This is a genomic window from Kibdelosporangium banguiense (assembly GCF_017876405.1).
In the GTDB taxonomy this organism is placed as follows: domain Bacteria; phylum Actinomycetota; class Actinomycetes; order Mycobacteriales; family Pseudonocardiaceae; genus Kibdelosporangium; species Kibdelosporangium banguiense.
Genome location: NZ_JAGINW010000001.1, coordinates 10,689,222 through 10,713,972 on the forward strand (window position 1 = coordinate 10,689,222; position 24,751 = coordinate 10,713,972).

Consider the following 24,751-nt stretch of genomic DNA (forward strand, 5'->3'; position numbering starts at 1 on the left):
ACACCAATACGTCGGTCGGCGCTTTGCACGCGTATCGATGGCTGTCGGGCACCGCCGGAATGCGTTGCCGGACGGTGCCGTCGGTTAGCTGGTCACCGAACCGCCCAAGTCTTGGGGGCCGTTCCAACCGGGTGCCCCGGCACGGCCGCGAACTACTACTTCTCCGGCAACTCGGAGACCGCCACGAAGAGCCACACCTTCAACGGCCCGCTCAGCGACAACTGGCGGGCCACCGACAGGACGGACGTGGCGTCGATCGTCTACGCGCCCTGCGGTGAGCGCAGGCTGTTCAACATCAACGCCGAGCTGCGCGTGATCACGAGTTCCGCCGACTTCAGGAAGACGACGAGCTTCATGTCGATGGACTCGACCGATGCCAGTGTCAGCACCAAGTACCACTTCTCCTGGAAGAAGTGCTGATCCCACCAACTTCTCCGCCGCTGCTCAGCGCACGAGTCGGAAGGTGTGTGTTCAATGATCAACACTATTGTTGCCGCTGTGATGGCGATGTCCACCGTCGTCGTCCCATCGGCGGTCACGCCGCCGCCCGGTGCGGTCACCATCGATGTGGTCACCGTCAACGGGTCTGGCTGCTCCCCAGGCACGGCCGCGGTGGAGGTGTCACCGGACCACACGGCGTTCATCGCGATCTACAGCAACTACCTCGCCGCAGTCGGTGTCGGTGCCAGGCCGACAGACTTCCGGAAGTTCTGCCAGCTCAACCTCAGAGTGAACGTGCCGCAGGGTTTCGCCTTCGCCATTGACCGAGTCGACTACCGCGGCTTCGCCCACCTCGAACGCGGCGCTACAGGCACACTGAGAGGCAACTACTCCTTCCAGGGCATGCCGGAAACAATGTACAAGAGCCACACCTGGCAAGGCCCGCTGAGCGACAACTGGCAGGCCACGGACACTGTCGACATCGAGCTGCCCGTCATACGGCCGTGCGAGCCCAGGAACCTCAACATCAACACCGAGCTGCGGGTCAACGCGGGCACGTCGGATCCGAAGACGACGACGAGCTTCATGTCGATGGACCCGACCGACGCTTTCATTGCCACGGTCTACCACTTCGCGTGGAGGCGTTGCCCGTAACGGAAAAGTGTAGGCGGGGCGGCCCGACCAGGTCTCCCCGCAGACACCTCGAAGGGGAAACCGAAGTGGGAGAACCAATGCGGACAACTCTGTTGGGGTCGCGGTGGCCGTCAGCGGAATGGTCGTGGCCGTCGAACCCGCGCTGGCGGCGGGACCTTGTTCCGTGAGCCTCACGACGGCGGCCCCTGGCGGACACGTCGCCAAGGCGTCCTGCTACAAGCCGAACACGTTCATCGCCAGGGCTGAGGCAAAGTCGAATATCGGCGGCTTGACCTGCTGATTTGCGTTGCGACACACCGAAGATCAGGCGGTTCGGAGCAGGCACGACGGAACCGTTGATCATGAAGGTTCCTACGCCACCGTGACCTTCGGAGCGTGGCCGTGCCTGCTGTGTCATCGTCTCCTATCGCTGTCCTGTCCCTCCGCTTGCCGAAAATGTCATCCGTGCTGGTCAAGCGGCGTGGTGGTACTCGTTGAGGATTCCTCCTAACCGTGGTCGTCTGCGGATGTCGAGCCGGGTGATCTGGGCTGGAACGGTGATTGGCTCTGGCAGTGGTCGTAATGGTCGGGCGTTGGCGATGCCTTGGTGGGGTCGGTGGTTGTTGTAGAACTGCTCGTATTCGCGGAGTGCATGGGGTAGGTGTCGTTGGTTCCAGATCAGGACGCGGTCGAGCAGTTCGTGCCGGCAGGTCTGCACCCAGCGCTCGACGATCGAGTTCATCCTGGGCATCTGAACACCACTCAGCACGACCTCGATACCGGCGTCGGCGAGGATGACGTCGAACAGGTCAGGAAATTTGCCGTCTCTGTCGCGGATCAGGAATCGCGCTCGGCAGCCGGCGTCATCGAGATCCATGATGAGGTTGCGGGCGGCTTGGGTCACCCAGGCCGCGGTGGGATGTGGTGTCGTGCCGAGGACCCGGATTCTGCGGTGGGCGTGTTCGATCACGGCCAGGACGTACATGCGTGTGCCGGTGAGGGTGACGGTTTCGAGGAAGTCGCAGGCCAGCAGGACGTCGGCTTGGGAGCGCAGGAACTGGGCCCAGGTGCTGGAGGCGCGTTCGGGTGCGGGGTCGGTGCCGGTGTCGGTGAGGATCTGCCACACGGTCGAGGCGGCAATCTTGATGCCCAGGACGAGTAGTTCGCCGCGGATCCGGCGGTAGCCCCAATTCGGGTTCTCCTTCGCCAAGCGCAGAACCAGCACACGAACAGAACGGATGGTGCGCGGTCGGCCCAGGCGTTTCGGTCGGGACATCCTGGCGTGGCGTCGGTGGAACAGGTCGCGGTGCCAGCGGGATCGTATCCGGGCGGGCCAGCAGACGGAGTCTGCGCAGGATTTGGCGTGGTAGTCGGTGCAGGAGCGCGGCGAGCAACGCCCGGTCGGCCGGGCTGAACCGCACCCTGGTGTCGCCGAGTTGGCGTTGCAGCACTGCGATCTGGTGGCGCAACGCGAGGATCTCGATGTCTTTGTCCCGGTCGCTCCTCGGGAGCAGACGAAGTAGGGCGAAGGTGTTGGTCAGGCCGAGGTAGGCCAGTCGCAGCAGCACGGCCGGTCATCCTGCCGTGGGGACCGCCAGCCGTGAGGGGACGGCATCGACGTCACCCGTGCGCAGAGGGTTGACCAGTACGGATGAGGTTTTCGGCAAGCGCAGGGTTCAAATCCCTCCGCTTCCGCAACGATGACCAGCAGAAACGCCAGCGAAGCGAACAACATGACGTCGCTGGCGTCCACGGTAGGTCTCATTTTGGGTCTCATTCGGCTCATCCGGGCGACGAACCTAGGCTCAGTTTGCAGGCCAGAGCCGCGCGGCGGCCTCGATGCGGTGTCCTGGTCGGGCGAACTCGTGCAGCGCCTGCCGCGCGGCTGGAGCGAGGATCTGCTCGCCGACGGGGGTGCCCGCGGGGTGGAAGAGGTGGTCCAAACCGGCCAGCACCTTCAGTCCGGGACCGCTGGTGTGCTTCAAGGCGGCCAGCAGCGGGGGCGTGGTCCAGCACGGGACGTTGGTGTCGGCAGTGCCGCAGGTGACCATCACCCGGGTACCGTGCTTGATCTGCCGCGCCACGTCCGGCGGGTAGATCGCGTCATCGCTGCGAACAAACCGCACATGGTATGGATGAAAGATGACATGCAGGATGTTGGCGATCCAGGGCGCCAGCCCGGAGATGTCCAGCGGACGACCGGCGCGGAAGTCCGCGATCACCTGCAAACCCCCGCCTTGTTCGCCTCGCCCTGCTCGCGGGTGAGGATGCCGACCGCTACCGCCTGGTCGATCAGAGCGGCGAGCTGATAGTTGACCATGTCGAGGACGCGCAGGTCCTGCGGCGCGAGCAGGGCCAATCCCGCCGGTTTCGGCCACGCCACCCGGGCGACCAGCAGCGCCTGCAGTCCGCCTTCGCTGTGCCCGGCGATCAGCAGCGCGTGGGGATCGGTCTCGGGCTGTGCCAGCAGGGCGTTATAGGCGGCCACCGCTTGCCGGGTGTAGGCGCCCATGTCAATGCGGCTCGGATCGTCCTGATACTTCCCGCCACCGGTCAGCCCGGTGAAGTACTTGTCGAAACGCAGGCTCATCACCCCGTCCTGCCCGAGCGTCTCGGCGATCAACCGCAGCGTCGCGGGGGTAAAGTCCGGGGGCACGTTGCCGTCTCGGTCGGTAGGACCGCTGCCAGGCAGCAGCAGCGCCGCCACCAACGTGGCACCAGGCCGGTGAGCCGGCACATGCACCGTGCCGTAGGTGGTCGTGTCCTCCACCACGAACTGTACTTCGCGGTCCTCGGCCGGGACGGCCGATGGGGCGGCGGTGGCGATCCCCACCCCGCTCGTAGCGATCGTCAGCGTTGCCGCACAACTCGTCACAATTCTTTTTTGCCAACGCATTCGCTCTCACCACCTCGTTTGGTCAGTGTGCGAACGGTTCCACTGCGACAGCGCTGGCCACGATCGGGCGAAGTCGTGCACCTATCGCCGCGCTCGAAATGTCGGGAGCCGAGATGGGGCCCACTGCGGAGGCGTCGACCGTAGAGTGCTTCCAGCGAAGGTCGCGTCTCCACGGTGTCCAGTCTTTCCCACTGTCCTACTTGATGCCGGGTGACGACAGGGGTAGGCATGGCGCAGCAGCGCCCTGGCGTGATGTGGACATTTAACGAAGGTCTTTCACCGCTGACCCGGATCCTTCGTGGGAGAAATCTGGGAGACGAGCTACCGGTCGACGTGCCCGGACACCTCCGCAGACCAACGCACACCAACAGCTCTCACCTGGGATTTTGTCTAACAGCGGAGGTCGGGAGGGGTGGTGGCCCTGATTGTGGTCCAGGAAGTCGTGGGTTCGAGTCCCCGCGAAAGTCTCGTTCGGCTGACGGGTGTCAGTGGACGCTGGCTCAGCGGATTCAGTCTCCGCACAGATTGGCAGTGGACGGCGCATTGTCCATTGTGGCCCGATGTCCGGGTATCTCGAATCGACGGCCGCTGTGGGGTGTACGCGGGCGTGTACCGTCAGCGACAGCAATGGCAGCGGGTGGCCGCAGGTCATGCAATCAGGGACAGAGCCAATTTCAGAGAGCGCCAACAACACGGCACTATGAGGCGGGCGCTGTCCGACAACCGATCCCGCCAGTGGGCGAGGTTGTTACGGGTAACCAGGGTGTCGGGGTGGTCGGCACCCAGCACCCGGAGCCGATCAGCCAACAATTCCTCGAACGCGGTCACCGCCCCAGCCGCATCCTGTACCGCTCGAAAAGCCGTAGCGCCTGATCAGGACACCAAGCAAGCGTTGAGATCATGGCCCAGTGATCGTGTCATTGCTGTATCACCTGACCCGACGACTGCTGTCCGTCCCCGCGATGCTGCTGCACCGTGACACCACCAAAGACGCCGAACTGCTCGTGCTCCGGCACGAGAACGCCTGTCCTGGTCGAGAATGCGGCCATCTGGTTTGACCTGGGCAATCGCGACGTCCGATGATCGGCGATCGTGTCTGTTCGTCTGGTCTACCGGCTCTTTGTCCAGGTGCTGTCCTGGCTTACCCTGTTCGCTCGATCGTCAGCGTCAAAGGACGCGGAGATACTTGCCTTGCGGCATGAGGTCGCTGTGCTGCGACGGAACAACCCGAGACCTCGCCTGTCCTGGCCGGATCGCGCGATCCTGGCCGCACTTGCCCGGATACTTCCCAAGGCCCCTACGCAACTACCGGATAGTCACGCCGGGAACGTTGTTGCGCTGGCACCGCAAACTGATCGCCGCACGGTGGCGACAGCCAAAACCGCAGGGTCGTCCACCGATCGGCGACGAACTGACCGCCCTGATCGTGCGCCTAGCGAGGGAGAACCGGACCTGGGGCGTGGTGCGCATCCAGGGCGAGCTACGTCGCCTCGGCCACCGGGTCGCCGCCTCGACCATCCGCAAAATCCTGCGGGCTAATGGAGTCCCGCCATCCACCCGCCGCGGTGACACCTGGCGCACCTTCCTGCGAGCCCAGGCCGACAGCCTGCTTGCGATCGACTTCTTCCACATCGACACCGTGACCCTGAAGCGGCTGTACGTCGCGTTCGTCATCGAAATCAAGACACGCAGAGTCCACCTATTCGGCATCACCGAACATCCCAATACCGATTGGGTGGTTCAGGTAGCCCGCGAACTTACCAGCGATCTGGAAGCGGCCGGCCACCAATTCAGACACCTCATTCGCGACCGTGATGAGGCAAAGTTCGGTACCGCCTTCGACGCGATCTTCACCTCCATCGGCATCCAGATCCTGCTCACCGCACCGCAAGCGCCACGGATGAACGCCTTCGCCGAACGCTGGATCAGCTCCGCCCGTCGAGAATGCACCGACCGGATCCTCATCACCGGAGAAAAACACCTACACCACGTACTCGACATCTACGTCGCCCACCACAACGCCGGGCGCAGCCACCAAGGCAACAAGATGCGTCTGCGTGCTCCCAACGACGAACCGAACACGATCCCGTTCCCAGCTCAGATCGACACGATCCGACGCCAGCAGTGTCTCGGCGGACTACTCAACGAGTACCGGCCCGCCGCATGAAAGTCCAGGCCAGAACCGGTAACCGAGTTTTCGACCAGGACAGGCGGATGGACTCGCACTGGGTCCACGGCCATGCCGGCTACCGGTGTCGGCACGGCCACACCAGCAGCAAACAACGCCCACCGGACGCTCCGAAGATCCTCTACGTTCGAGAGGACACGCTCATCGCCGGGATCGTCGCGTTCCTGCTCACGCAGGGCATGCCGGGACCGTTGTCGCCGGACGACGCGGTCACGCATCTTCGAGCAAGCACGACATTACTCACATACGGCCCCAACGGCTGTACCCTTGAACCCGAGACCGATGCTTGCGGGCGCAAACGAAGGTCCAGTTCGCCTGCCGGTGAACTGGACCTCGTGTGGCAATTCTGTGTCCGATGCGCACTATTCACCCGTCTACCACTTTACCATACATAGAGCCAAAATCAGAGACGCGAGTACCCAGGTGACGACCAAATGTGACCTACGTGGACCGTCCAAAACCGACGAAACTCAATCGAATCCTCCACTTGCCAGTGGATTAGCGCGGAGGACTTGTCATGTCGACGTTAGTGGCCGAGCCGTTTGAGTTCGCGCTCGACACCGCGTTCGGCTGCGATCTTGGCGACGTCAACTATGCTGCCGGTCTTTGTTGGCTCCAGTGCCCAGTTGGTCGATGACCTTGGCTGGCACCACGTAACGGATGCGGATGCGCACTGCAGGCAAACGTGGTAGTACGGTGCGCGGACACAGATCAGCTGGGGCACAATGGCGTTCTCGGCGAGTGTGCGTCGGACTGGTCTGATGTGGACGGAACACTGGTTGCTGTAGCTCAATGATGATGTGTCGCCGAGGTACATGGCGACGTGGTGGATTCCGGCTGGTCGTTTGGTCGCGTCAACGATGTAGGCTGGCCGGTGTGGTGGAGGTCCCAGAGCGACTGCTTGCGAAGCCGAGCTTCCTGATCACGCAGCTCGCCGTGCACGCACACCGGCTGGCGTCGGAAGGCTTCGCCGAGGCGGGGGCGCGGGGGTACCACTACCGGATCCTGTCGGCGCTGCACGAGTTTGGCGCGGCGAGCCAGGCGGAGATCGGCCGGCACGGCAACATGGACCGAGGTGACGTGGTCGGGGCGATCAACGAGCCCGCCGAACAGGGATTCGTCGAGCGCACGCCAGACCCGGGTGACCGCCGCCGGAACATCGTGCCGCTCACCAAGGCGGGCGAGCGGCAACTGCACCGGCTGGACGATCTGCTCGGCCCACTTTCACCAGCGGACCGGCGGTATTGAGCGCACTGCTCACCGGCTGCTCATCCATCACAACAAACTTGGTTTCAGCTGAGCTTGAAACCCCTGGCGTGGGTTGTACGTGATTCGGTAATGTTGTTTTCAGAACATATTCCGATTGTTCGGGGGTTTCTTTGTTCAAGCCACGTGCAAAATCTGCGGCAGTTGTCACAATTCTTTCCCTTGGTGTGGCAATCGGCTTCTCGGGCACGGCTGCCGCAGCCGCCAAGCCGCGGGATCCGGGCGACGACTGCCGAGGGATCATCTGCCTCTACAAGCAGTACAACTACGGCGGTCCGCCGGTCACCTTCGACCCGTTTCGCCAGACCTACAAGGACCTGCCGGGCGACTACGTGCACAACGTCGGATCGTTCGTCGCGAACGCTCCCGGCTGTTTCATCCGCTGGACCGGCGGACGACAGAACCGCGAGGTGCACACCGGTGACCGCGACACCCACTACGGTCGCGGCTTCGGAAAACTGATGGAAGCGGTCGGCAAGAACTGCTGATTTTGTGCCGGACGGGCCGGGATACGCACCGAAAGTGGCGTTGGGGGCACAAGGGACCCAGCGAATGCGGCGGATGGGACATAGTCGGTAGCCGTCGACCGTGCGCTTGCCGAAAACCTCATCCGCCCTGGTCAGCCCGGCTTGTGTCGCCGTCGCCGCGTCCGTCTCAAGAGCTGGCGATCCGCACGGCAGGATGACTGGCCGTGCTGCTGAGACTGGCCTACCTTGGCCTGACGAACACCTTCGCCCTGCTCCGTCTGCTCCCGATGAGCAACCAGGACAAGGACACCGAGATCCTCGCGTTGCGCCACCAGATCGGAATACTGCAACGCCAACTCGGCGACACCAGAGTGCGGTTCAGCCTGTGGGGTTTCAGAAGCCGGTCTCATGGGGCGTGACCTGCTTGTCAGGCAACTGCAGGTTCATATTCGTTGATCAAGCCGCCGAGGATCTGGCAGCGGCGAACCTGGGCATGACTCGGGTGGGGAACGGGGCGGTCTGGTCGTGGCGGCATGAGTTGCCGGGCTCGATGAGGGCGGCGCTGGTTGTAGTGGACGACATACCGTGCCAGCACGATGTGCAGGTGGCGTTCGCCGATGATCAGCAGTCGGTCGGTGACCTCGCGTCGTACTGTGCCGACGAATCTCTCGGCGTAGCAGTTCGCTCTCGGGCAACCGGGCGGGATCTTGACAACCTTGATGCCGGCGCTGGCGAAGACGCCGTCGAATGACGTGGTGAACTGCCCGGCCCGGTCGCGGATCAGGAACCGGAAGCCGTCAGCTCGGTCGCCCAGGTCCATCAGGAGATTGCGGGCTTGTAGGGTGGTCCACGGTCCGTCGGGATGTGTTGTGGTGCCGAGGATGTGGACGTAGCGGGTGGCGACCTCGAGCACGAAGAACACGTAGACCCGCTTGAGAGTGGCTGCGCAGTCCACGGTGAAGAAGTCGCAGGCCAGCATCGTGGTTGCCTGGGTGCGGCAGGAACTGCCGCCAGGACGTGTCCGAATCCCGGGTCGGGGCTGGCGGGATCCGCAAACGCTTGAGCACGCGGCGGACGCTCGATGCGGACACGCGCTGACCGAGCTTGAGCAGCTCGCCCTGAATCCTGCGATGTCCCCAACCAGTGTTCTCTCGTGCCATTTGTTGGATCAGCGCGACGATGCTGCGGTCGATCGGAGGGCGTCCTGTCCGGTGGGGATAGGTCCGCTTCTTGGCCACCAGGCGACGGTGCCAGCGCAGGAGGGTGCCTGGTGTGACCGACCGCTGTCTCCGGAGCAGGCCGGGTAGTCGCCGCGCCAGTGCGGCGAGCACCGCGCGGTCGGCCCAATCCACGCGTGGACGGTGGGTTCGTGCGCCGCAGCACGGCGATCTCGTGCCGCAGGACGAGTAACTCCACGTCCTTGGATGCCGAGGACCGGCCGAGCAGGACGAGCCAGTCACTGAGCCGGATGAAGATCAGGTACAACAGTCGCAAGCCCACGCCACACGATCATGCCTCAGCATCAAAAGCATGGATCGCGCAGGTCACGACCTCGGCGCAGAGTTCTGAAACCCCACAGGTTGACACGTGGATCAAGCGCGGACGGGTCAGGGACGCAGGTTCACCAGCACGTCGGCCAGCGCGAGCAGGTCCTGGATGCGGAACGGCGAACGGCCGGCCGCCATCACCACGAACGGATCCGGTTCCACCACGTCGGTCCAGGCCGCAGGCAGGGACTTCAACTCGCCGCGCTCATCGTGGAAACAGACCCGATCCTCACCCCAGTTGCTGCGGCGCGCCACGAACTCGAACTCCCGCCCGCGCAACGGGTGAAACGGATGCGTCACCCGCACAAGTCGTTGCTCACCGGCACCATCGGGTGCATTCGACGACTCGGTCCAACGCTTACGCCGAACGCTGGATCGGCTCTCTCCGTCGAGAATGCACCGACCGGATCCTCATCACCGGACAACGCCACCTACACCACGTACTCGACACCTACGTCACCCATCACAACGCCGGGCGCAGCCACCAAGGCAACGGAATGCTTCTGCGCGCTCCCAACGACGAACCGAACACGGCCCCGTTCCCGGCCCGGATCGACACGATCCGACACCGCCAGTGTCTCGGCGGACTGCTCAACGAGTACCGACCCGCCGCATGAAAGTCCAGGCCAGAACCGGTAACCGAGTTTTCGACCAGGACAGGCACGCTCGACCGTTTGTGGCCACCGCTCGCCCACGCCGAGGTATCTTCCCAGGTCATACGGCCCGAATCAGCCGAGCCGTGCCTCCAGCCTTACCGGCCGGACTCCATTGCGGCAACGCGTACCCGGCAAACGGCAGCATCACGTGCCACGTGCCTCCAGCCCTACTGGCTGGACTCCATTGCGGCCCGACGTGGCGGCCAGCCGGCGTTGATGGCGGCAGTTCGATAGTCCAGAATGATCGTCTTCGCGAACCAGCTCGACATCGAGGTGAACACCGACCGTGTGCAGCACGTCCGCAACCTTGCGCTTGCCGAAAACGTCATCCGTGCTGGTCAGATCCTGTCCGCTTCTGCATCAGCTCCGTCGGCTCCCGGGGTGGTAGGTCAACCAGTAGAACCCATGCCCGCCGATCGCCACCAGACGGTTGTTGTCCAGCCACACATAGCTCCTCAGTTCGTCGTCAATGCGGAGTTTCGTGAGGCATGTCCAGTCGGCGCTGTCGAAGATTTGTAGTGTGCGGTCTGCTGACGTGGCAACGGTGACTGAACAATCCGGTGACCAGGTGCCGTTGTGTGCTGAAGTGGCTTTGTTGTGATCGGTGAACTCGGTCTCCTTTTTCCATGAGCTCGTGTTCCAGTACTGGATGGTTTTGTTGATGCGGACTGCAAGCAGGCGGCCGTTCGGTGTTATCTGAATGCCGTCCACCTGTTGGGCGAAAGCCAGAGTGGCGATGTTCTCCGCCGTCTTCGGTCGTACGACATATATAGTCTTCCCGGCGAGTATGGCGAGCCATTGGCTGTCGGGTGCGATCTTCACGCTCACGCAGGCACCCCGTTTGGGGTCTGTCCTGGTCTGGTGCGCGAGCCGGTTGGTCATGGAGTTCGCCTCGGCCACCTGCCGGTCTACGATTCGCGGGCCTGGTTCGGCGACCTCGATGAACACCGGCGGTTGCCAGGTTGCCACGTCCCACACGATCACGCGGTCGTCGGAGTCTGTGACGCAGACCAGGTCACCGTTGGCAGTCATGTAGCCGATCCCCAGGTCCAGGGTGTGACGAAGTGATCGAGAGGTGTGCTCGCCGTCGTTTGGAGCGCGAACTTGGACCTCGGCGAACAGTTCAACGACCAAGGCTCCACCGGCCGTAGTTGCGAGACCGTAAACAGGATCGGAGAACTCCAGTATCTCGTGAACTCTGGCGGAGGCGGTGTCGTAGACGGCGACGGATCTGGATCTCGCGGCCGCCAGCCAGGATCCGTCCAGTGCCGCGGCGAAAATCCTGGTCTCGTCGTCTACTGCCTTTCTGTCAGTGATCTTCCGGCGAGCCAGCGCGGGATTCCATAGTCGCACCGTTCCGTCAGTACTTGCTGAGGCCAGCGACAACCCGTCAGGAGCGAAAGCGAGTTCGAAGACACTATCTCCGTGCCCTGAGATTTCGCGGATCGGACGCCACGAAGTGCTATTCCACAGCACGATGAATCCATCCGCGTCGCCAACGGCGAGAGTAGTACTGTCCGGCGAGAAGACTGCGGCGGTGAGCTCTGTGAGATGGCGGAGAGTCCTGGGTGGGTTGGTGATCTCGTTCAGGTCGTGGACTTTCAGCCCGTCGTCGAAGGTTATCGCCCAGCGTTGGTCCGGGCTGATTGCCAGCCCGGTTTCGTCGAGCGACTCGATGGTCAGCAGGCCGGTATAGCTTCCGGACGTGAGATCCCATCGCTTCAGCCCTTCGTCGTCCAGGCTGAGCAGGCTTCCGTCCGGTGTCTCGGCACACTCTCTCAGTGGTTCGGGTGTCTCGATCGAGGTGAGCTGTTCTCCAGTCCCGACATCCCAGACGCGAAGTGTGTTGTCATTGCTCGTGCTCACGAACGTGCGGCCGTCGGCCATGAAGCAGAAGGAGCACAGCCATTGAAGATGTCCACGCAGGACAGTGCGAACCTGCCAGGTTTCCGTGTCCCGCAACTCGATCGTGTTGCCATCGGCTTCTACGGCAACGAACCGACCGTCGGGTGACACGACGATGTCGTCGGCGACGGTGTCCGCGATGTGCTGGATGAGGCGCCCGCTCGCTGGATGCCAGACTCGTATGCCGTCGCTCGTGGTGGAAACCAGCCTCGTTCCGTCAGGGGTGAACGCGAAACAGACGTAGTCGTCGTGTCCGTTCAGGACGCGGATCAACGCTGGATCTGGCGGGTCAGGAAGGTCCCTGAGCGGTACGAGTCGTGGCAGCCCAGCGGTTTCGGCTTCGGCGGCGCGGCAAAGTTCTTCCAGCGCGGGGGAAGCGGGAAGCCGGTGGGCGAGTGCGCTGATCACGGCGTGGCTGGGAGTGCCGGGGACCAAGAGCTGGCCGAACTGGTCGAGGAACCTGCTCAGTTCCTGGGCGGCCGCGGTGTCCGCGAGTGCCAGGTCCGCAGCGACGGCGACCGAACCGAATGTCCGTATCTTCTCGATGACCCAGTGGGGTGCGGTGACCAGGGTGTGCAACTCGTCCGTCCGACCTGCGCCGCGCAGGTGATAAGTCAGTGTGCGCCACAGGTATTCGGCTGACTTGGACAAGGTCCACCACGGGACCGCACGCTCTTCGGTCACCGTCGACACGGTCAGGGTCGACGCGATGGCGTCAAGCAGCACGTTGTGCAGTTCGGTTAGCCGGGTTGGACCGCATTCCTGGCGGAGACAGGTGCGGATGAGGTGGTGCACTCGCAGGGTGGACCGGCCGGCGCGCCAAGTCACGAGGGACAGCTCGGCCAGGTCGTGAGTGAGCCGGAAGCTGTCCTCTTTGGACAGTCCTGCGGTCCGCTGCCACAGCAGCGCGGCCAGATTCAGCGGGATCTCCGTGGTCTCCGGGAAGATCGCCAGCTCGACGACCCGGTCCCGGTGGGCACCCAGCATTCCGAGCGACGATCCGAGCAACGCGGCCACTGTCCAGTCACGCCGTGCCGCTTCGGTGATATCCCGTACTGACGGGCCCAGCTCCTGCAGCCGCCTTAGCAGACGTGTTGCGGTGTAAGTGATGCCGGCACCCTCGCGGGCGGCACGGCGGAGGGCCGCGTTCGCGAGGGTAAGGGCAAGCGGCCACCTTCCGATCCTCTCAAGAAGGTGCTTGCCCAGCTTGCGGGGGAGATCGGTGAGGCCGCCGGTCAGCAGCTCGCGCGCCTGCGCCTGGCTCATCTGGTCGACCTTGACGGTTGGCGCGTAGCGCAGCGGCAGGTCGGGGATCCCGGTGATGACCAGGAGGGTGTAGTTGTTTCTGACGTTCAGGTACGGGTCCACCTGCTCGGATGTCCAGACGTCGTCGACGATGAGCAGCGACCAGCCGGTTGGGGACTGGAGTTCCTTCTCGAGCCGAAGTCCGGCTTGCCGGGGGTTGGTTATGCCCGGTGGTTGCCCGCCGACTCGTGCGCTGGTGGTGTCGATGATCTCGGCGACTGCCGCGCGACCACGGACTTCCTGGCCCACGTCGACCCACTCGATCCGGCTGAACGCCGCCTTGACGTCATCGCGCGCGCAAACCTCGCTGACGAGAGCGGTCTTGCCGCAACCGGCTGCCCCGGTTACTTCAATGGTGAAGCCGCTCCGCCATTTCAGGCCCCAGCCCGACTGCATCAAGCTGTCCGTGAGCAGCAAGCGGACGATCGTGTCGGTCAGCTCCGGCCGGGGCACGAACCCGCCGGCGACGTCGAGCGGCGCGGGAGCACGCCGTCCTGACCCGCGCTTCCAGGGTGACATCAACTGACTCCAAGTGCTGGGGCTGGGATCCAGCCGTAGCACGTGACCAGCCCGAAATCAGCAGCCATTCGCGGTAATGTCTGGTAGCAGGGATTGATGGTGTGCCATTCGAAGCCTCCGGCCTGAACCGCTCGAAAAGTCGTAGCGCCTGGTCAGGCCATCAGATCAGGCGCTGAGACTATGTTCCAGTGATCGTGTCGCTGCTGTACCACCTACCTGACCCGACGATTGCTGTCCGTCCCCGCCGTGCTGCTACGCCAGGACAGCACCAAGAACGCTGAACTGCTCGTGCTCCGGCACGAGAACGCAGTCCTCCGCCGCCAAATCACTGGTCAAGTCCGGTACGAACCAACGGACCGTTTCTGGTTCACCGCCCTTTCCTCGCTACTCCCCCGCCACCGCTGGCACGCCTTCCCCGTCCAACCCGCGACGATCCTCGCCTGGCACCGTAGATTCGTCGCCTGGAAGTGGGACTACAGCGCACTCCGACAACGCACCGGACGGCCACCCACCCATGCAACGATCAAGAAGCTTGTCCTTCGCCTGGCCCGGGAAAATCCACGCTGGGGGCACAGAAGGATCCAGGGCGAGCTCGTCGGGCTCGGACATCCGATCGCCGCATCGACGGTTGGGAAGATCTTGAACTCGGCCGGTATCGAGCCCGCGCCACGCCGAACTGGCCCTACCTGGAAACAGTTCCACGCAGGCTCACGGCATCATCACCGCGGACTTCTTCCACATCGACACCGCACTCGGCAAACGCTTGTATGCGCTGGTCTTCCTCGAACACGGCACACGTCGGCTACATATCGCCGGCGTCACCGCCCATCCGACCCAGGGATGGACCACGCAACAAGCCCGCAACCTCACCACCATCACCGACGGCCCTCAGGGCAAGCTCCAATTTCTGCTCCGCGACCGCGACACGAAATATTCAGGCAGCTTCGATGCCGTCTTCCAAGACGAAGACATCGACATCCTCACCACCGCACCCCAGGCACCGCGGATGAACGCCCACTGCGAACGAGTCATCAGAACCCTTCGCAGCGAAGTGTGCGACCACGTTCTGATCCTCAATGAAGCACACGCGCGCGAGGTCCTCACCGAGTACCAGCGGCACTACAACCAGCACAGGCCACACCAAGCCCGAGAACAGCGACCACCCGACCGTCACCAGCAGCCCGACCGAGCAGACAGCACCATTGCCCACACGCTGCGACGCACACACGTCCTCAATGGACTCACCAACGAGTACCACTACGCGGCTTGACCTGCAGCGATGACTTTTCGAGCGGTACACCTGCACCTGCTCCGCCCCCAACCCGGCGACCTGCTCTTCCGGGACTGGCGCCGAACCGCGACGGCGGCGATCCGGCAGGCCGCGCTGGGCGACCGGCTGCGCCTGCTGCTGGCGCTCACCCCACCGGTCGGCTACTTCCCGGACTTCCTCAGCCAGCCAGGGTCTCGAGCACGGGCTGGAGGCCATCCGGACCACACCCAGGGGCTCCCTCGGCTACGACCTGCGGCACCTCGCCCAGACGCAACCATTGCCGGACAGCGCCGGCCGGCTCGCCAGCGGCGAGCCCGCCCTGCTCACCGAGCTCACCGACACCATGCGCACCTGCTACCACCTGGCGATCAACCCATACCGGCGCACCATCGAGGCGGCCTTTGAGCGCGACCGGCAGCTCCGCACGCGTGCCCTGGCGAGCGGCGGGGTCGAGGGCCTACTGGCCAGCCTGGGCCCCACGATGAGCTGGAGCTCCGGCGAACTGCGATTACCCACGCACCGCCGCGACCAGGCACTGCACCTCAACGGGCGCGGCCTGCTGCTCGTCCCCTCCTACTTCTGCCTTCGCGGACCCGTGACCATGTTCGACCCCACGCTCCCGCCCGTGGTGGTCTACTCCGTGGCCAAGCAGCCCAATGCGCTGTTCACCCCCCCATCCAGAGCCCGGCGCACTCGCCGCGTTGATCGGCGCCACCCGTGCGACGGTGCTGGAGGAGATCTGCGGGTCCCCGACCACCACCACCATCGCCCGCCGGTTGGGAATCTCCGCCGGCAACGCCAGCCAGCACACCACCGTCCTGCGCCAGGCCGGCCTCATCACCAGCCACCGCGAACGCAACCGAGTGCTGCACCACGCGACCGCGCTCGGGATGGCCCTGCTCGACAACGACAGCCAGCGAGTCGGCCAGCCAGACATCGACGCCGCAACCCTGATCGGCACCGCCACGGCAGACGTCTAGCCTAGATCAACTAGGCCCATCAACTAGGCCCCTAGAACTTCGACATTTGAGTCAAGTTTTTCGGCGGCGTAGCACGAAGCAAGCGGCGATCAGGGCGATGAACGAGACCTGCCCGGCGGCCAGGTGGACGGCGGCGTGCCAGCTGATCGACGTCGCCGGGAGCGACCCGACCGGGAAGCCGTTGCCCGGGTCGACGACGAACAGGCCGGCCGTGACCCAGCCGAGGCCGTACACGCGGACGAGGCGGGCCGCCCACCGGCCGCCGGGCCGCCCGGCGAGCACGCGACGCAGCCCGGTCGCGCCGGCGACGTCAGCAGGCCGGCGAGCACGAAGTTCGCGATCTGCAGCCAGCCGAGCTCGCCGGTGCTCAGCTGGCTCAGCGGGTGGCGGGTCAGGTCGACCCCGGCGCGGGTGACGGCCTGGGCGAGCGACACGGTGGCCCAGAGTGGTCCGGCGGCGATCAGGCCGGCCAGCAGGGTGTGGGTGTCCGGGGTGACGGTCGCAGTGGTGGTGGCGGGGGCCGTGACGGTGGTCATCGGATCTTCCTTCGCTGATCAGGTCTGATTGCCTCATCCCCACGTCGATCCGGCCAATGTGACAGGGAACGGTAGGATTCCCTGTCGCGAGGCTCAGCCGACGACAGGGCACGGCACCCCGCCGCGCAAGTCGAGCGAAGGAGAAACCCCGTGCGCTACCTGATGACGACGTTCGGCGACGGCAGCACCCCCGACGAGCAGCAGTACGAGGAGATGGGCAAGTTCGTCGCGGAGCTGTCCGCTTCGGGCGTCCTGCTGGCCGCCGGAGGCCTGGAACCGGGAGGCATCCACGTCACGAGCCTGGGCAGCGAGTTCACCGTCACCGACGGGCCGTTCACCGAGGCCAAGGAGGCCGCAGGCGGGTTCGCGCTCGTCGAGGTGAGCTCGCGGGAGGAGGCCATCGAGCTGACCCGGCGGGCCGCCGCGATCGGCGGGGACGGCACGACCATCATCCAGCAAGTGTTCAGCTGACCCGCGGCTGAGCCCATGGACGTCGCACGGACCGTCGAGGCGGTCTGGAAGCTCGAGTCGGCCCGGATCATCGCCGGGCTGACTCGGCTCGTCCACGACGTCGGGCTCGCCGAGGAACTGGCCCAGGACACGCTGGTCGCGGCCTTGTCGCAGTGGCCGGCCGAGGGTGTTCCGGACAATCCCGGCGCCTGGCTGACCTCCGTGGCAAAGCGCCGCGCGATCGACCACCTGCGGCGAGCGCAGCGCGTCGACCTCGACGACGACCTCGGCAATGAGCCAGCCTGTACCGCTCGAAAAGCCGTAGCGCCTGGTCAGGACGCCAAGAATGCCGTTGCGATCATGGTCAGGTGATTGTGTCTTTGCTGTACCAACTGACCCGGCGGCTGCTGTCCGTCCCCGCGGTGCTGCTGCGCCATGACATCAGTAAGGACGCTGAACTGCTCGTGCTCCGGCACGAGAACGCTGTCCTCCGCCGCCAGATTCCCGGTCAAGTCCGATATGAGTCGGCAGACCGGTTCTGGTTCGCCGCCCTGTCCTCGCTGCTCGCCCGACGCGGCTGGCAGGACATCCCCCCTTCAACCCGCGACGATCCTGGCCTGGCACCGCAGGTTCCTCGCCAGGAAGTGGGACTACAGCGCGCGCCGACGCCCGATTGGACGGCCACCCACACACGCGGCCATCAAGAAGCTCGTTATTCGCCTGGCCCACGACAACCCGCGCTGGGGCCACCGAAGGATCCAAGGCGAGCTCGCCGGACTCAGCCACCGGATCACCACATCGACCATCTGGGAGATTCTGAACTTCAGCAGGCATCGATCCCGCCCCACACCGAGCCGGCCCCACCTGGAAACAGTTCCTCGCTACCCAGGCCCGCGGCATCATCGCGGCAGACTCCTTCCACATCGGCACCGCGCTCGGCACACGCCTCTACGCCCTGGTCTTCCTCGAACACAGCACACGACGACTGCACATCGCCGGCGTCATCGCCAACCTGTGGGGCTCAAATACTCATCGCTGCTGGTCAACGGGCCTGCTGTTTGGTTGAGACAATCCGTGCATGATCGTCTCGCTGCTGTACCGCATGACCCAGCACCTGCTCTCGATTCCCGGAGCGCTGCTGCGCCGTGAGACCAGCAGAGACGCCGAGCTACTTGTCCTGAGACACGAGAACACGATCCTGCGCCGCCACCTCGGGCAGGGCACGCGCTATCAGCCCGCGGACCGGCTCTGGCTCAGCGCCCTATCCAGGCTCATCTCCCGCCGCCGGTGGGCATCGGTCTTTCCCGTCACACCGGCAACCCTGTTGTCCTGGCGCCGCCGACTCACCGCCCGGAAATGGGACTACACGGCCGACGCACGACACCGGGCCGACCCGTGACACCTGCCGCGATCCGTCAGCTCGTCCTGCGGCTCGCGAATGAGAACAGCCGACGGGGACACCGCAGGATCCACGGCGAACTCGCCCGGCTCGGCCATACCGTCGCCGCATCGACCGTCTGGAACATCTTGCACGCGGCCAGCATCGACCCGGCACCACGCCGCAACGGCCTGACATGGCGAGAATTCCTTGCCGCGCAAGCAAACAGCATCATCGCCTGCGACTTTCTGCACATCGACACCATCAGCTTGCAGCGTCTCTATGCCCTGCTGTTCCTCGAACACCGCACCCGCCGCCTCCACATCGCAGGCGTCACCACGCACCCCACCGGCGAATGGGTCACCCAACAAGCCCGCAACCTGGCCAACAAACTCGGCACCCGCATGGAATCCCTACGATTCCTCACCCGCGACCGCGACACCAAATACACCCGCACGTTCGACGCCGTCTTCAAGGCAGACAACATCGAAATCCTCAAGACACCACCACAAGCACCAAAGCAAACGCCCACTGCGAACGAGTCATTGGCACCCTGCGCCGCGAAATTCTCGACCACATCCTGATCATGAACGCGACCCACGCCCACCGTGTCCTCGCCGAGGACCAGCAACACTACAACCAGCATCGCCCACATCAAGCCCGCGACCAGCAACCACCCGAAGCACCAGCCCAGCCGCCGAAACTCCTGCGCCACAGCCACACTCACGTCCTCCGCAAGCGCCTACTCGGTGGCCTCATCAACGAGTACCGCCAAGCTGCCTGAACTGCAGCGATGAGTTTTTGAGCGGTACAGGACCCGATCCTCACCCCAGTTCTGGCGGTGCACAACGAACTCGAACTCGCGACCGGACAGGGGATGGAACCGGTGCGTCACCCGCACCCGCCGGTACCGATCATCGGGATCGGGTGTAGTTGACGATGTGGTCCAACGCGATCATGGAACGCTGGATCCGCACCTGCCGAACCGAACTCCTCGACCGCACCCTGATCCTCAACCAGACACACCTACTGCGAGCACTTCGCGAATACGAAACGTTCTACAACCGGCACCGACCTCACCGCGCCCTCCACGCCGCAGCACCACAAGGCACACGACCGGAACCCATCAGAAACTCAGACGCGCTCAACCATCTCGATATCCGACGACACGATCGACTCGGCGGCCTCCTCCACGAATACCGTCACGCCGCCTGACCTGGGCGGACGCAATTGTCGGCACCTACAGGGTTCTGGAGATCGTGACGGATGGCCGCAGGCTCTGGGACGAGGTGCCCGTCCTCAAGTACGTGCTGCGCCGCGAGAACCCCTTCCAGGAAGGCATGCAGGAACATGTCGACCTGCTCGACGGCTATGAGGTGTTCCCCGGCCGCAAGCTGTTGGATACCCCCCCCCGATGGAACGTTACGACATCGCGGAACGGTGGACCGACGAGATGTCCGAAGCCCGCCTGCGCTACATGGACCTCGAGGAGGCAACGGCGATCCTGGCGACCAACAGCCGTTCTTGACGCCCACGTCCCTGGTTGATCGTGAGTGGAGCCATTGGTGTGATTAATCCTCTTGCGACAGAAGGATAATCACATCAAGGGCTTTGCCGACTTGGTGGCCTGACTGCCTCGTCTGGCCTGGCGGATTCGTCAGAACTCTTGGTAGCTCTTGAAGTAGTAGCCGGCCGAGTCGTGTGAGCACGGCTCGCCGAACCGGGGGTTGGTCAGGTTGCCGCCGGCCGAGACTTCGTCCTTGATCGGCTGGCACTGCTCGTTGGTCGGCCAGGAGCCGGACCTGAACCACATACCACTGGTGGTCGCGGCAGCCGTGGGGGGAGTGAACACGGCCAGGCCCGCCACAACGATCATCGCGGTGAACAGCTTCGTCACGACTCGGAGCATCGTGTTCTCCTGCCTCAAGGCGCTGAATTCCCAGTTATTGTGTAGCTTGATCTGGACCCCAGTCCATCGCCCGAACGGCACAGCGGTACCGCATACGAACGGCACATGAGCACCGGGGACTGTGCGGTTCGCGGGACAATCGCGGGACTGTCGGGTATGACGGAGGCCGTGGTGAACCCGATGACGGTGCGGTTGTATCCGCTGGCGGCTGAGCATGTCGCGGCCGTGGTGCTCGTCGACGCCCGCGACCCAGGACCCGCCAGGTGAGTTCCTTGCCACGAACCGATCCGGCGGTGGCTGATGCGGTGGCAGTGTTCGATCTTGGCGGGGTTCGTCTCAGTGGCCGAGCACCGTCATGGTGGCCTCGTTGCCGGCCCAGCACGTGACCAACAGCCGGCCGCTCGCCGCGCTGAGTAGGGGTGGGTCGGTTGCGAGATCGATCCCGCACGGCACCGGCTCGCTGCGCGTCACCACAGTCAGCGCGCCGAGGTCGACCCGGACCAGCTCGATGGTCCGCTTGTCGAGTCGGTGGACCCGGTACCACCCCGTGTCCGGCGTGACCTCGGCGCCGTTGCCGGTGCCCGGCAGGGGGGCGAGCGGGCCGAGCATCGCACCGGTGTCACCGTTGAGCACGGTCGTGCCTGTCGGCGTCTCGACGACCACCCTGTGAGGCTTGTCCGTCTCGCCATTGCTCGGTCCGACGGCAGTGACTTGCGCCCCCGCCGGCACCGGCGAAGTCCACAGTGGCCGATCCGGATCGAACGCGAGCAGCTCTCGTCCCACATCGACCACGAGCCTGCGCTTGCCGAAAACCTCATCCGTGCTGGTCAGACGCTACACACGATGACGTCGGCGCCCTCCCTCATGGCAAGCGGTCCTACGGCAGGATGACCGGCCGTGCTGCTGCGACTGGCCTACCTCGGCCTGACCAACACCTTCGCCCTACTTCGTCTGCTCCCGAGGAGCGACCGGGACAAAGACATCGAGATCCTCGCGTTGCGCCACCAGATCGCAGTGCTGCAACGGCAACTCGGCGACACCAGGGTGCGGTTCAGCCCGGCCGACAGGGCGTTACTCACCGCGCTCCTGCACCGACTACCACGCCAAATCCTGCACAGACTCCGTCTGCTGGCCCGCCCGGATACGATCCCGCTGGCACCGCGACCTGTTCCACCGACGCCACGCCAGGATGTCCCGACCGAAACGCCTGGACCGGCCACGCACTATCCGTTCTGTTCGTGTGCTGGTTCTGCGCCTGGCCAAGGAGAACCCCAGTTGGGGCTACCGCCGGATTCACGGCGAACTACTCGTCCTGGGCATCAAGATTGCCGCCTCGACCGTGTGGCAGATCCTCACCGACGCCGGCATCGACCCCGCACCCGAACGCGCATCCAGCACCTGGACCCAGTTCCTGCGCTCCCAAGCCGACGTCCTGCTGGCCTGCGACTTCCTCGAAACCGTCACCCTCACCGGCACACGCATGTACGTCCTGGCCGTGATCGAACACGCCCACCGCAGAATCCGGGTCCTCGGCACGACACCACATCCCACCGCGGCCTGGGTGACCCAAGCCGCCCGCAACCTCATCATGGATCTCGATGACGCCGGCTGCCGAGCGCGATTCCTGATCCGCGACAGAGACGGCAAATTCCCTCAGCTGTTCGACGATATCCTCGCCGACGCCGGCATCGAGGTCGTGCTGAGTGGTGTTCAGATGCCCAGGATGAACTCGATCGTCGAGCGCTGGGTGCAGACCTGCCGGCACGAACTGCTCGACCGCGCCCTGATCTGGAACCAACGACACCTGCTCCACGCACTCCATGAATACGAGCAGTTCTACAACAACCACCGACCCCACCAAGGCATCGCCAACGCCCGACCACGACAACCACTGCCACAGCCAATCACCGAACCAGCCCAGATCAGCCAACTCGCCATCCGCCGACACCCACGTCTGGGCGGCATCCTCAACGAGTACCACTATGCAGCCTGACCTGCACGGATGACATTTTCGGCAAGCGCAAGGCGGAGATCGGGTCGAGTGCCCGCAGTGTTACTGGCTGGTATTGCCGCCGCGGGAGTTGCGCGGTGCTCCCGCATCTCCCGCCCGCGCAACCGGACGCCTCGCTGATCACCGCCCGGTTCGAGGCCGTCAGGATCGGGCTGCGCATCGGGATCGGCGGCGGCGGGCTCGTCGCGCCCTACCTGGCCTGGCGCCGGCAACGATGCACCGAAGCCGACCTCGACAACCGCGAACGCGCCCTCGCCCACCAGCTCCAGGTCGCCGCCGACACCCAAGCCCACCACGAACGAGTCGCCCGGGCGACCGAACAACACCAGTAGCACGTCGGCCCGCCAGCGAGGCCGGCGCAAAAGCCTTCCAGATCCCCGCCCATCACCCATTCCGCAGGTGCGTGCTCATCCCGCACGACCGGCTCGACCCGATCCTGTTCGCTGGGGGTATGCGGTGACCTGAACTCTGATCATTTCAAGCCTTGAGCGCCGGTCAGGTCTGTGCCGCGTGCCTGTGCGGGTACGAGTGCCCTCTATGTGTCCAACCAAGGTCGGACAACTAGAGCCGCGATCACCAGCGGGGCGGCCCTCCGCACGGTCAAGGCGAACTCACGAACCTCAAGACGCGATGCCGTCAGTAGCTGGTCGCGTCGTGAATGGACGATCAATCGGGTGATGGCAACCGAGGGAATGCGGCGGTGCCACCGATTTCAACGCTCCCGCACGATCAGCTCAACCTCGCCAGTCTCTAGATTCGTGCGGAAACCAGTGACCACGAAGACACGATCAGGATCTGCGGGGTCGGCAATCGTGATCGTGGAACGAGGCGCCCACCGGGCGATCTCGGCCATCTCTTTGCGCAGGCGCTCCGGTGTCATCAGCACTCGCGGATGGCCGTGTGACGCCCCATCCCCCGTAACCGTCCCGCTCGTTGCGTCGGTCATGGCCGCGACCATAGCCGCGGCCACACCTCCACGATCGAGTGAACCCCCAGCGTGAACCCGCAATCGCGATTCCGCGAGCGTCAGGCGGCTCCCGACGCTCGGCCTCTCGCTCGGCGCGAGCGCAGGAGCACTTCGCCGACATCCCTACATTTCCACGACACTGATAGACGTCGCGGAAAGCGGCCGTTGAGCGAGATTGCCGTGGACACTCCGCGAGTGCCGAAGCTGTCGTTCGAGATCGGATCCCGCCGGGCCTGCGGGCGAACGTGCATACCCACCGGGTCGAGACCGCAGTTGCCGCGTTCACTGGTGCCGTTCAAGGGCTGGCGGGCACAGTGTTCCCCTGGGCAGATCGCATCCGGGTCCACCAGAGCTGGTCATACGAGTGGTGGTCGACCACCGAGGAGATCGAGCTACCGCCCACAGAGAAGACCACCGTCACCGCTGCTCCCGCAACGAAGAACGGCGCCTGAACAGCCCGAGCGAGCGCACCCGCGCCGACCGCTCCGGAAGGAAGCGGATCGGCAGTGCGCCGAACTCGATGTCGGCGCTTGATGTGGTCGGGACCTATGCGGCACCGGCGATGTGCGTTTCCGCGGGTGTGACCGCGGACTGTCCGGAGCTGCCGCACCATGCGCAGGCCCAGTCGGTGTGGGTTGGGGTGAGTTCGGCCCAGCATCGCGGGCATGTGCTGGGACCGCGCGGTACATCGACCGGGTTGCGAGCGGCTGCGGCCGCGGAGATGGGGACGAAGGTGGTGCCGGCCGGGTCGTCGGCGGTGAGCCGAGCAATGTGAGTGTAGGTCGTGGCGGTGCCGGCGGTGGGGGTGGTGAGCAGGGTGCGTAGGCGGCGCCGGGCATGGTGGACCGCGACGCGGACGTGGTTGTCGGTGATGTCCAGGAATGCTGCGGTGGTCTTGGTGTCGAGTCCGTGCACGAAGTGCAGGAACAGGATCCGCCGCTGGAGCGTCGGTAGCTGGAGCATCATGCCGAGCAGCTGGGCGTAGGCCTCCACGCCCAGCACGTAGTGCTCGGGTGCGGGGCTGACGTCCGTGCCTGGGTCGGCCAGGAGCGGCGAGGGCGGTGGGTCGCTGGTGGCGTGTGCCCCCAGGGCACGAGCAATGATGGCCTGTAGCCAGGCCCGGAAATGCGCCAGGGCGGTGCCGCGGTACTGGGGTAGCCGGGTCAGGACTGTGAGGCATGTGTCCTGGGCGATGTCCTCGGCTGTGTCGGCGTCCAGCCCTCGCCCACGGCATGTCCGCACGATCCAGGGCCGCACCGCGGCAAACACCTGCTCGAGCGCGGCGCGGTCGCCCGCCTGTGCCCGGTGCACCAGGGCGTGGCTGTTGTGCCTGTGCGCCACCGGAACCATGTGCGCCACAACACCCCCTCTGGTGGTTTGTGCGAGATCAGCCACTGTGCGTTGTGGACTGGTCGTAGGGGTGTCGG

General features: G+C 64.8%; 33 protein-coding genes and 2 pseudogenes. 22 read left to right on the forward strand and 13 right to left on the reverse strand.

The annotated features are described in order from the left end of the window. Positions 1–111 precede the first annotated feature (111 nt). From JOF56_RS47800 to JOF56_RS47810, 3 genes are all read left to right on the forward strand, one after another. Positions 112–420 (forward strand): DUF4360 domain-containing protein, encoded by a 309-nt coding sequence (locus JOF56_RS47800; protein WP_245378709.1) that lies wholly within the window; start codon positions 112–114, stop codon positions 418–420. Between the two features lie 54 nt (positions 421–474). Then, positions 475–1,095, forward strand: a complete 621-nt coding sequence (locus JOF56_RS47805; protein ID WP_209646123.1) for a DUF4360 domain-containing protein — start codon at positions 475–477, stop codon at positions 1,093–1,095. 103 nt (positions 1,096–1,198) lie between these two features. Next, positions 1,199–1,375 carry a hypothetical protein gene (locus JOF56_RS47810; protein WP_209646124.1) on the forward strand — a complete coding sequence of 59 codons (177 nt, stop codon included), beginning with the start codon at positions 1,199–1,201 and terminating at the stop codon, positions 1,373–1,375. Positions 1,376–1,546: 171 nt separating this feature from the next. Here the strand turns inward: JOF56_RS47810 and JOF56_RS47815 are convergent, their stop codons facing one another. Continuing rightward, positions 1,547–2,299: an integrase core domain-containing protein gene (locus JOF56_RS47815; RefSeq protein WP_307855595.1), complete on the reverse strand. Its 753-nt coding sequence runs from the start codon at positions 2,297–2,299 to the stop codon at positions 1,547–1,549. Positions 2,300–2,447: 148 nt separating this feature from the next. Between JOF56_RS47815 and JOF56_RS47820 the strand changes: the two genes are divergently transcribed. Then, entirely contained in the window at positions 2,448–2,597 is a 150-nt protein-coding gene (locus JOF56_RS47820; protein WP_209646125.1) for a hypothetical protein, read from the forward strand. 282 nt (positions 2,598–2,879) lie between these two features. On the opposite strand, the gene JOF56_RS47825 is transcribed toward JOF56_RS47820, so the two are convergent. From JOF56_RS47825 to JOF56_RS60950, 3 genes and pseudogenes are all read right to left on the reverse strand, one after another. Beyond that, positions 2,880–3,296, reverse strand: a complete 417-nt coding sequence (locus tag JOF56_RS47825; protein ID WP_209646126.1) for a hypothetical protein — start codon at positions 3,294–3,296, stop codon at positions 2,880–2,882. After that, positions 3,293–3,907 carry an alpha/beta fold hydrolase gene (locus JOF56_RS47830; protein ID WP_209646127.1) on the reverse strand — a complete coding sequence of 205 codons (615 nt, stop codon included), beginning with the start codon at positions 3,905–3,907 and terminating at the stop codon, positions 3,293–3,295. The genes JOF56_RS47825 and JOF56_RS47830 overlap by 4 nt, the downstream gene beginning before the upstream one ends. 711 nt (positions 3,908–4,618) lie before the next feature. Further along, positions 4,619–4,822: pseudogene (locus JOF56_RS60950) on the reverse strand (hypothetical protein); the annotation flags it as partial. A 56-nt stretch (positions 4,823–4,878) separates the two neighbouring features. On the opposite strand from JOF56_RS60950, the gene JOF56_RS47835 reads away from it, so the two are divergent. The 5 genes from JOF56_RS47835 (at position 4,879) to JOF56_RS59020 (ending at position 8,310) form a co-directional block, all read left to right on the forward strand. Beyond that, on the forward strand, positions 4,879–5,028 hold the full coding sequence (locus JOF56_RS47835) for a hypothetical protein (RefSeq protein ID WP_209646128.1): 150 nt from the start codon (positions 4,879–4,881) through the stop codon (positions 5,026–5,028). Between the two features lie 215 nt (positions 5,029–5,243). Continuing rightward, positions 5,244–6,137, forward strand: a complete 894-nt coding sequence (locus JOF56_RS47840) for an integrase core domain-containing protein (RefSeq protein WP_245378710.1) — start codon at positions 5,244–5,246, stop codon at positions 6,135–6,137. A gap of 897 nt (positions 6,138–7,034) precedes the next feature. Further along, positions 7,035–7,406 carry a MarR family winged helix-turn-helix transcriptional regulator gene (locus JOF56_RS47845; protein ID WP_307855596.1) on the forward strand — a complete coding sequence of 124 codons (372 nt, stop codon included), beginning with the start codon at positions 7,035–7,037 and terminating at the stop codon, positions 7,404–7,406. A gap of 185 nt (positions 7,407–7,591) precedes the next feature. After that, entirely contained in the window at positions 7,592–7,912 is a 321-nt protein-coding gene (locus JOF56_RS47850) for a hypothetical protein (RefSeq protein ID WP_209646130.1), read from the forward strand. A 203-nt stretch (positions 7,913–8,115) separates the two neighbouring features. Next, positions 8,116–8,310: a hypothetical protein gene (locus tag JOF56_RS59020; RefSeq protein ID WP_245378711.1), complete on the forward strand. Its 195-nt coding sequence runs from the start codon at positions 8,116–8,118 to the stop codon at positions 8,308–8,310. An 8-nt stretch (positions 8,311–8,318) separates the two neighbouring features. Here the strand turns inward: JOF56_RS59020 and JOF56_RS47860 are convergent, their stop codons facing one another. Further along, on the reverse strand, positions 8,319–8,870 hold the full coding sequence (locus tag JOF56_RS47860) for an integrase core domain-containing protein (RefSeq protein WP_209646131.1): 552 nt from the start codon (positions 8,868–8,870) through the stop codon (positions 8,319–8,321). Positions 8,871–9,498: 628 nt separating this feature from the next. Continuing rightward, positions 9,499–9,738, reverse strand: a complete 240-nt coding sequence (locus JOF56_RS47865; protein WP_209646132.1) for a DUF5372 family protein — start codon at positions 9,736–9,738, stop codon at positions 9,499–9,501. 32 nt (positions 9,739–9,770) lie between these two features. Here JOF56_RS47865 and JOF56_RS47870 point away from each other — a divergent pair, with 32 nt between their 5' ends. Then, positions 9,771–10,055, forward strand: a complete 285-nt coding sequence (locus JOF56_RS47870) for an integrase core domain-containing protein (RefSeq protein WP_209646133.1) — start codon at positions 9,771–9,773, stop codon at positions 10,053–10,055. Between the two features lie 399 nt (positions 10,056–10,454). Here the strand turns inward: JOF56_RS47870 and JOF56_RS47875 are convergent, their stop codons facing one another. Then, positions 10,455–13,823, reverse strand: a complete 3,369-nt coding sequence (locus tag JOF56_RS47875; protein ID WP_209646134.1) for an NB-ARC domain-containing protein — start codon at positions 13,821–13,823, stop codon at positions 10,455–10,457. Positions 13,824–14,586: 763 nt separating this feature from the next. Here JOF56_RS47875 and JOF56_RS47880 point away from each other — a divergent pair. Beyond that, the gene (locus JOF56_RS47880) at positions 14,587–15,093 is read left to right on the forward strand and encodes an integrase core domain-containing protein (protein WP_209646135.1); all 507 of its coding nucleotides are present in this window, start codon (positions 14,587–14,589) and stop codon (positions 15,091–15,093) included. Positions 15,094–15,749: 656 nt separating this feature from the next. Next, complete coding sequence (locus JOF56_RS47885; RefSeq protein ID WP_209646136.1) at positions 15,750–16,073, forward strand: ArsR/SmtB family transcription factor; 324 nt, start codon at positions 15,750–15,752, stop codon at positions 16,071–16,073. A 51-nt stretch (positions 16,074–16,124) separates the two neighbouring features. On the opposite strand, the pseudogene JOF56_RS60955 reads toward JOF56_RS47885, so the two are convergent. Then, positions 16,125–16,609 (reverse strand): annotated as a pseudogene (locus tag JOF56_RS60955) (DUF998 domain-containing protein). A gap of 150 nt (positions 16,610–16,759) precedes the next feature. Here JOF56_RS60955 and JOF56_RS47895 point away from each other — a divergent pair. The 5 genes from JOF56_RS47895 (at position 16,760) to JOF56_RS60520 (ending at position 19,221) form a co-directional block, all read left to right on the forward strand. Beyond that, positions 16,760–17,080, forward strand: a complete 321-nt coding sequence (locus tag JOF56_RS47895; RefSeq protein WP_307855598.1) for a YciI family protein — start codon at positions 16,760–16,762, stop codon at positions 17,078–17,080. A 15-nt stretch (positions 17,081–17,095) separates the two neighbouring features. Next, entirely contained in the window at positions 17,096–17,431 is a 336-nt protein-coding gene (locus JOF56_RS47900) for a sigma factor (protein WP_209646137.1), read from the forward strand. Between the two features lie 706 nt (positions 17,432–18,137). Beyond that, the gene (locus JOF56_RS47905) at positions 18,138–18,458 is read left to right on the forward strand and encodes a hypothetical protein (RefSeq protein ID WP_209646138.1); all 321 of its coding nucleotides are present in this window, start codon (positions 18,138–18,140) and stop codon (positions 18,456–18,458) included. Continuing rightward, positions 18,455–19,021 (forward strand): integrase, encoded by a 567-nt coding sequence (locus JOF56_RS60515; protein ID WP_307855855.1) that lies wholly within the window; start codon positions 18,455–18,457, stop codon positions 19,019–19,021. Before JOF56_RS47905 ends, JOF56_RS60515 begins: the two co-directional genes overlap by 4 nt. After that, complete coding sequence (locus tag JOF56_RS60520; protein WP_307855834.1) at positions 19,003–19,221, forward strand: transposase; 219 nt, start codon at positions 19,003–19,005, stop codon at positions 19,219–19,221. Before JOF56_RS60515 ends, JOF56_RS60520 begins: the two co-directional genes overlap by 19 nt. On the opposite strand, the gene JOF56_RS60960 is transcribed toward JOF56_RS60520, so the two are convergent. Then, on the reverse strand, positions 19,180–19,338 hold the full coding sequence (locus JOF56_RS60960) for a DUF5372 family protein (RefSeq protein ID WP_372448326.1): 159 nt from the start codon (positions 19,336–19,338) through the stop codon (positions 19,180–19,182). The genes JOF56_RS60520 and JOF56_RS60960 overlap by 42 nt on opposite strands. Positions 19,339–19,394: 56 nt before the next feature. Here JOF56_RS60960 and JOF56_RS47920 point away from each other — a divergent pair, with 56 nt between their 5' ends. Next, a complete protein-coding gene (locus JOF56_RS47920) occupies positions 19,395–19,652 on the forward strand; it encodes an integrase core domain-containing protein (RefSeq protein WP_245380884.1) in 258 nt (85 codons plus the stop codon). Positions 19,653–20,094: 442 nt separating this feature from the next. Here JOF56_RS47920 and JOF56_RS47925 read toward each other — a convergent pair whose 3' ends face one another. Then, a complete protein-coding gene (locus tag JOF56_RS47925; protein WP_209646142.1) occupies positions 20,095–20,346 on the reverse strand; it encodes a hypothetical protein in 252 nt (83 codons plus the stop codon). Between the two features lie 105 nt (positions 20,347–20,451). On the opposite strand from JOF56_RS47925, the gene JOF56_RS47930 reads away from it, so the two are divergent. Further along, positions 20,452–20,613: a hypothetical protein gene (locus JOF56_RS47930; protein ID WP_209646143.1), complete on the forward strand. Its 162-nt coding sequence runs from the start codon at positions 20,452–20,454 to the stop codon at positions 20,611–20,613. Positions 20,614–20,682: 69 nt separating this feature from the next. On the opposite strand, the gene JOF56_RS47935 is transcribed toward JOF56_RS47930, so the two are convergent. After that, entirely contained in the window at positions 20,683–21,009 is a 327-nt protein-coding gene (locus tag JOF56_RS47935; protein ID WP_209646144.1) for a hypothetical protein, read from the reverse strand. A gap of 577 nt (positions 21,010–21,586) precedes the next feature. On the opposite strand from JOF56_RS47935, the gene JOF56_RS47940 reads away from it, so the two are divergent. Then, positions 21,587–22,339 (forward strand): integrase core domain-containing protein, encoded by a 753-nt coding sequence (locus tag JOF56_RS47940; RefSeq protein ID WP_307855599.1) that lies wholly within the window; start codon positions 21,587–21,589, stop codon positions 22,337–22,339. Positions 22,340–22,434: 95 nt separating this feature from the next. After that, positions 22,435–22,689 carry a hypothetical protein gene (locus JOF56_RS47945; RefSeq protein WP_209646145.1) on the forward strand — a complete coding sequence of 85 codons (255 nt, stop codon included), beginning with the start codon at positions 22,435–22,437 and terminating at the stop codon, positions 22,687–22,689. A 380-nt stretch (positions 22,690–23,069) separates the two neighbouring features. Here the strand turns inward: JOF56_RS47945 and JOF56_RS47950 are convergent, their stop codons facing one another. Continuing rightward, on the reverse strand, positions 23,070–23,303 hold the full coding sequence (locus tag JOF56_RS47950; RefSeq protein WP_209646146.1) for a hypothetical protein: 234 nt from the start codon (positions 23,301–23,303) through the stop codon (positions 23,070–23,072). A gap of 266 nt (positions 23,304–23,569) precedes the next feature. Between JOF56_RS47950 and JOF56_RS47955 the strand changes: the two genes are divergently transcribed. Then, the gene (locus tag JOF56_RS47955) at positions 23,570–23,776 is read left to right on the forward strand and encodes a hypothetical protein (RefSeq protein WP_209646147.1); all 207 of its coding nucleotides are present in this window, start codon (positions 23,570–23,572) and stop codon (positions 23,774–23,776) included. A gap of 94 nt (positions 23,777–23,870) precedes the next feature. On the opposite strand, the gene JOF56_RS47960 is transcribed toward JOF56_RS47955, so the two are convergent. Further along, positions 23,871–24,674: an RNA polymerase sigma factor gene (locus tag JOF56_RS47960; protein WP_245380886.1), complete on the reverse strand. Its 804-nt coding sequence runs from the start codon at positions 24,672–24,674 to the stop codon at positions 23,871–23,873. Positions 24,675–24,751: the final 77 nt, after the last annotated feature.

Bases quoted from the DNA above. Each gene is read 5' to 3' on its own strand.
- JOF56_RS47805 (WP_209646123.1), top strand. From the start codon at position 475: ATGATCAACACTATTGTTGCCGCTGTGATGGCGATGTCCACCGTCGTC.
- JOF56_RS47860 (WP_209646131.1), bottom strand. From the start codon at position 8,870: ATGCTGGCCTGCGACTTCTTCACCGTGGACTGCGCAGCCACTCTCAAG.
- JOF56_RS47875 (WP_209646134.1), bottom strand. From the start codon at position 13,823: ATGTCACCCTGGAAGCGCGGGTCAGGACGGCGTGCTCCCGCGCCGCTC.
- JOF56_RS47885 (WP_209646136.1), top strand. From the start codon at position 15,750: ATGCGCTGTTCACCCCCCCATCCAGAGCCCGGCGCACTCGCCGCGTTG.
- JOF56_RS47900 (WP_209646137.1), top strand. From the start codon at position 17,096: ATGGACGTCGCACGGACCGTCGAGGCGGTCTGGAAGCTCGAGTCGGCC.
- JOF56_RS47905 (WP_209646138.1), top strand. From the start codon at position 18,138: ATGATCGTCTCGCTGCTGTACCGCATGACCCAGCACCTGCTCTCGATT.
- JOF56_RS47920 (WP_245380884.1), top strand. From the start codon at position 19,395: ATGGAACGCTGGATCCGCACCTGCCGAACCGAACTCCTCGACCGCACC.
- JOF56_RS47925 (WP_209646142.1), bottom strand. From the start codon at position 20,346: ATGCTCCGAGTCGTGACGAAGCTGTTCACCGCGATGATCGTTGTGGCG.
- JOF56_RS47930 (WP_209646143.1), top strand. From the start codon at position 20,452: ATGAGCACCGGGGACTGTGCGGTTCGCGGGACAATCGCGGGACTGTCG.
- JOF56_RS47950 (WP_209646146.1), bottom strand. From the start codon at position 23,303: ATGACCGACGCAACGAGCGGGACGGTTACGGGGGATGGGGCGTCACAC.
- JOF56_RS47960 (WP_245380886.1), bottom strand. From the start codon at position 24,674: ATGGTTCCGGTGGCGCACAGGCACAACAGCCACGCCCTGGTGCACCGG.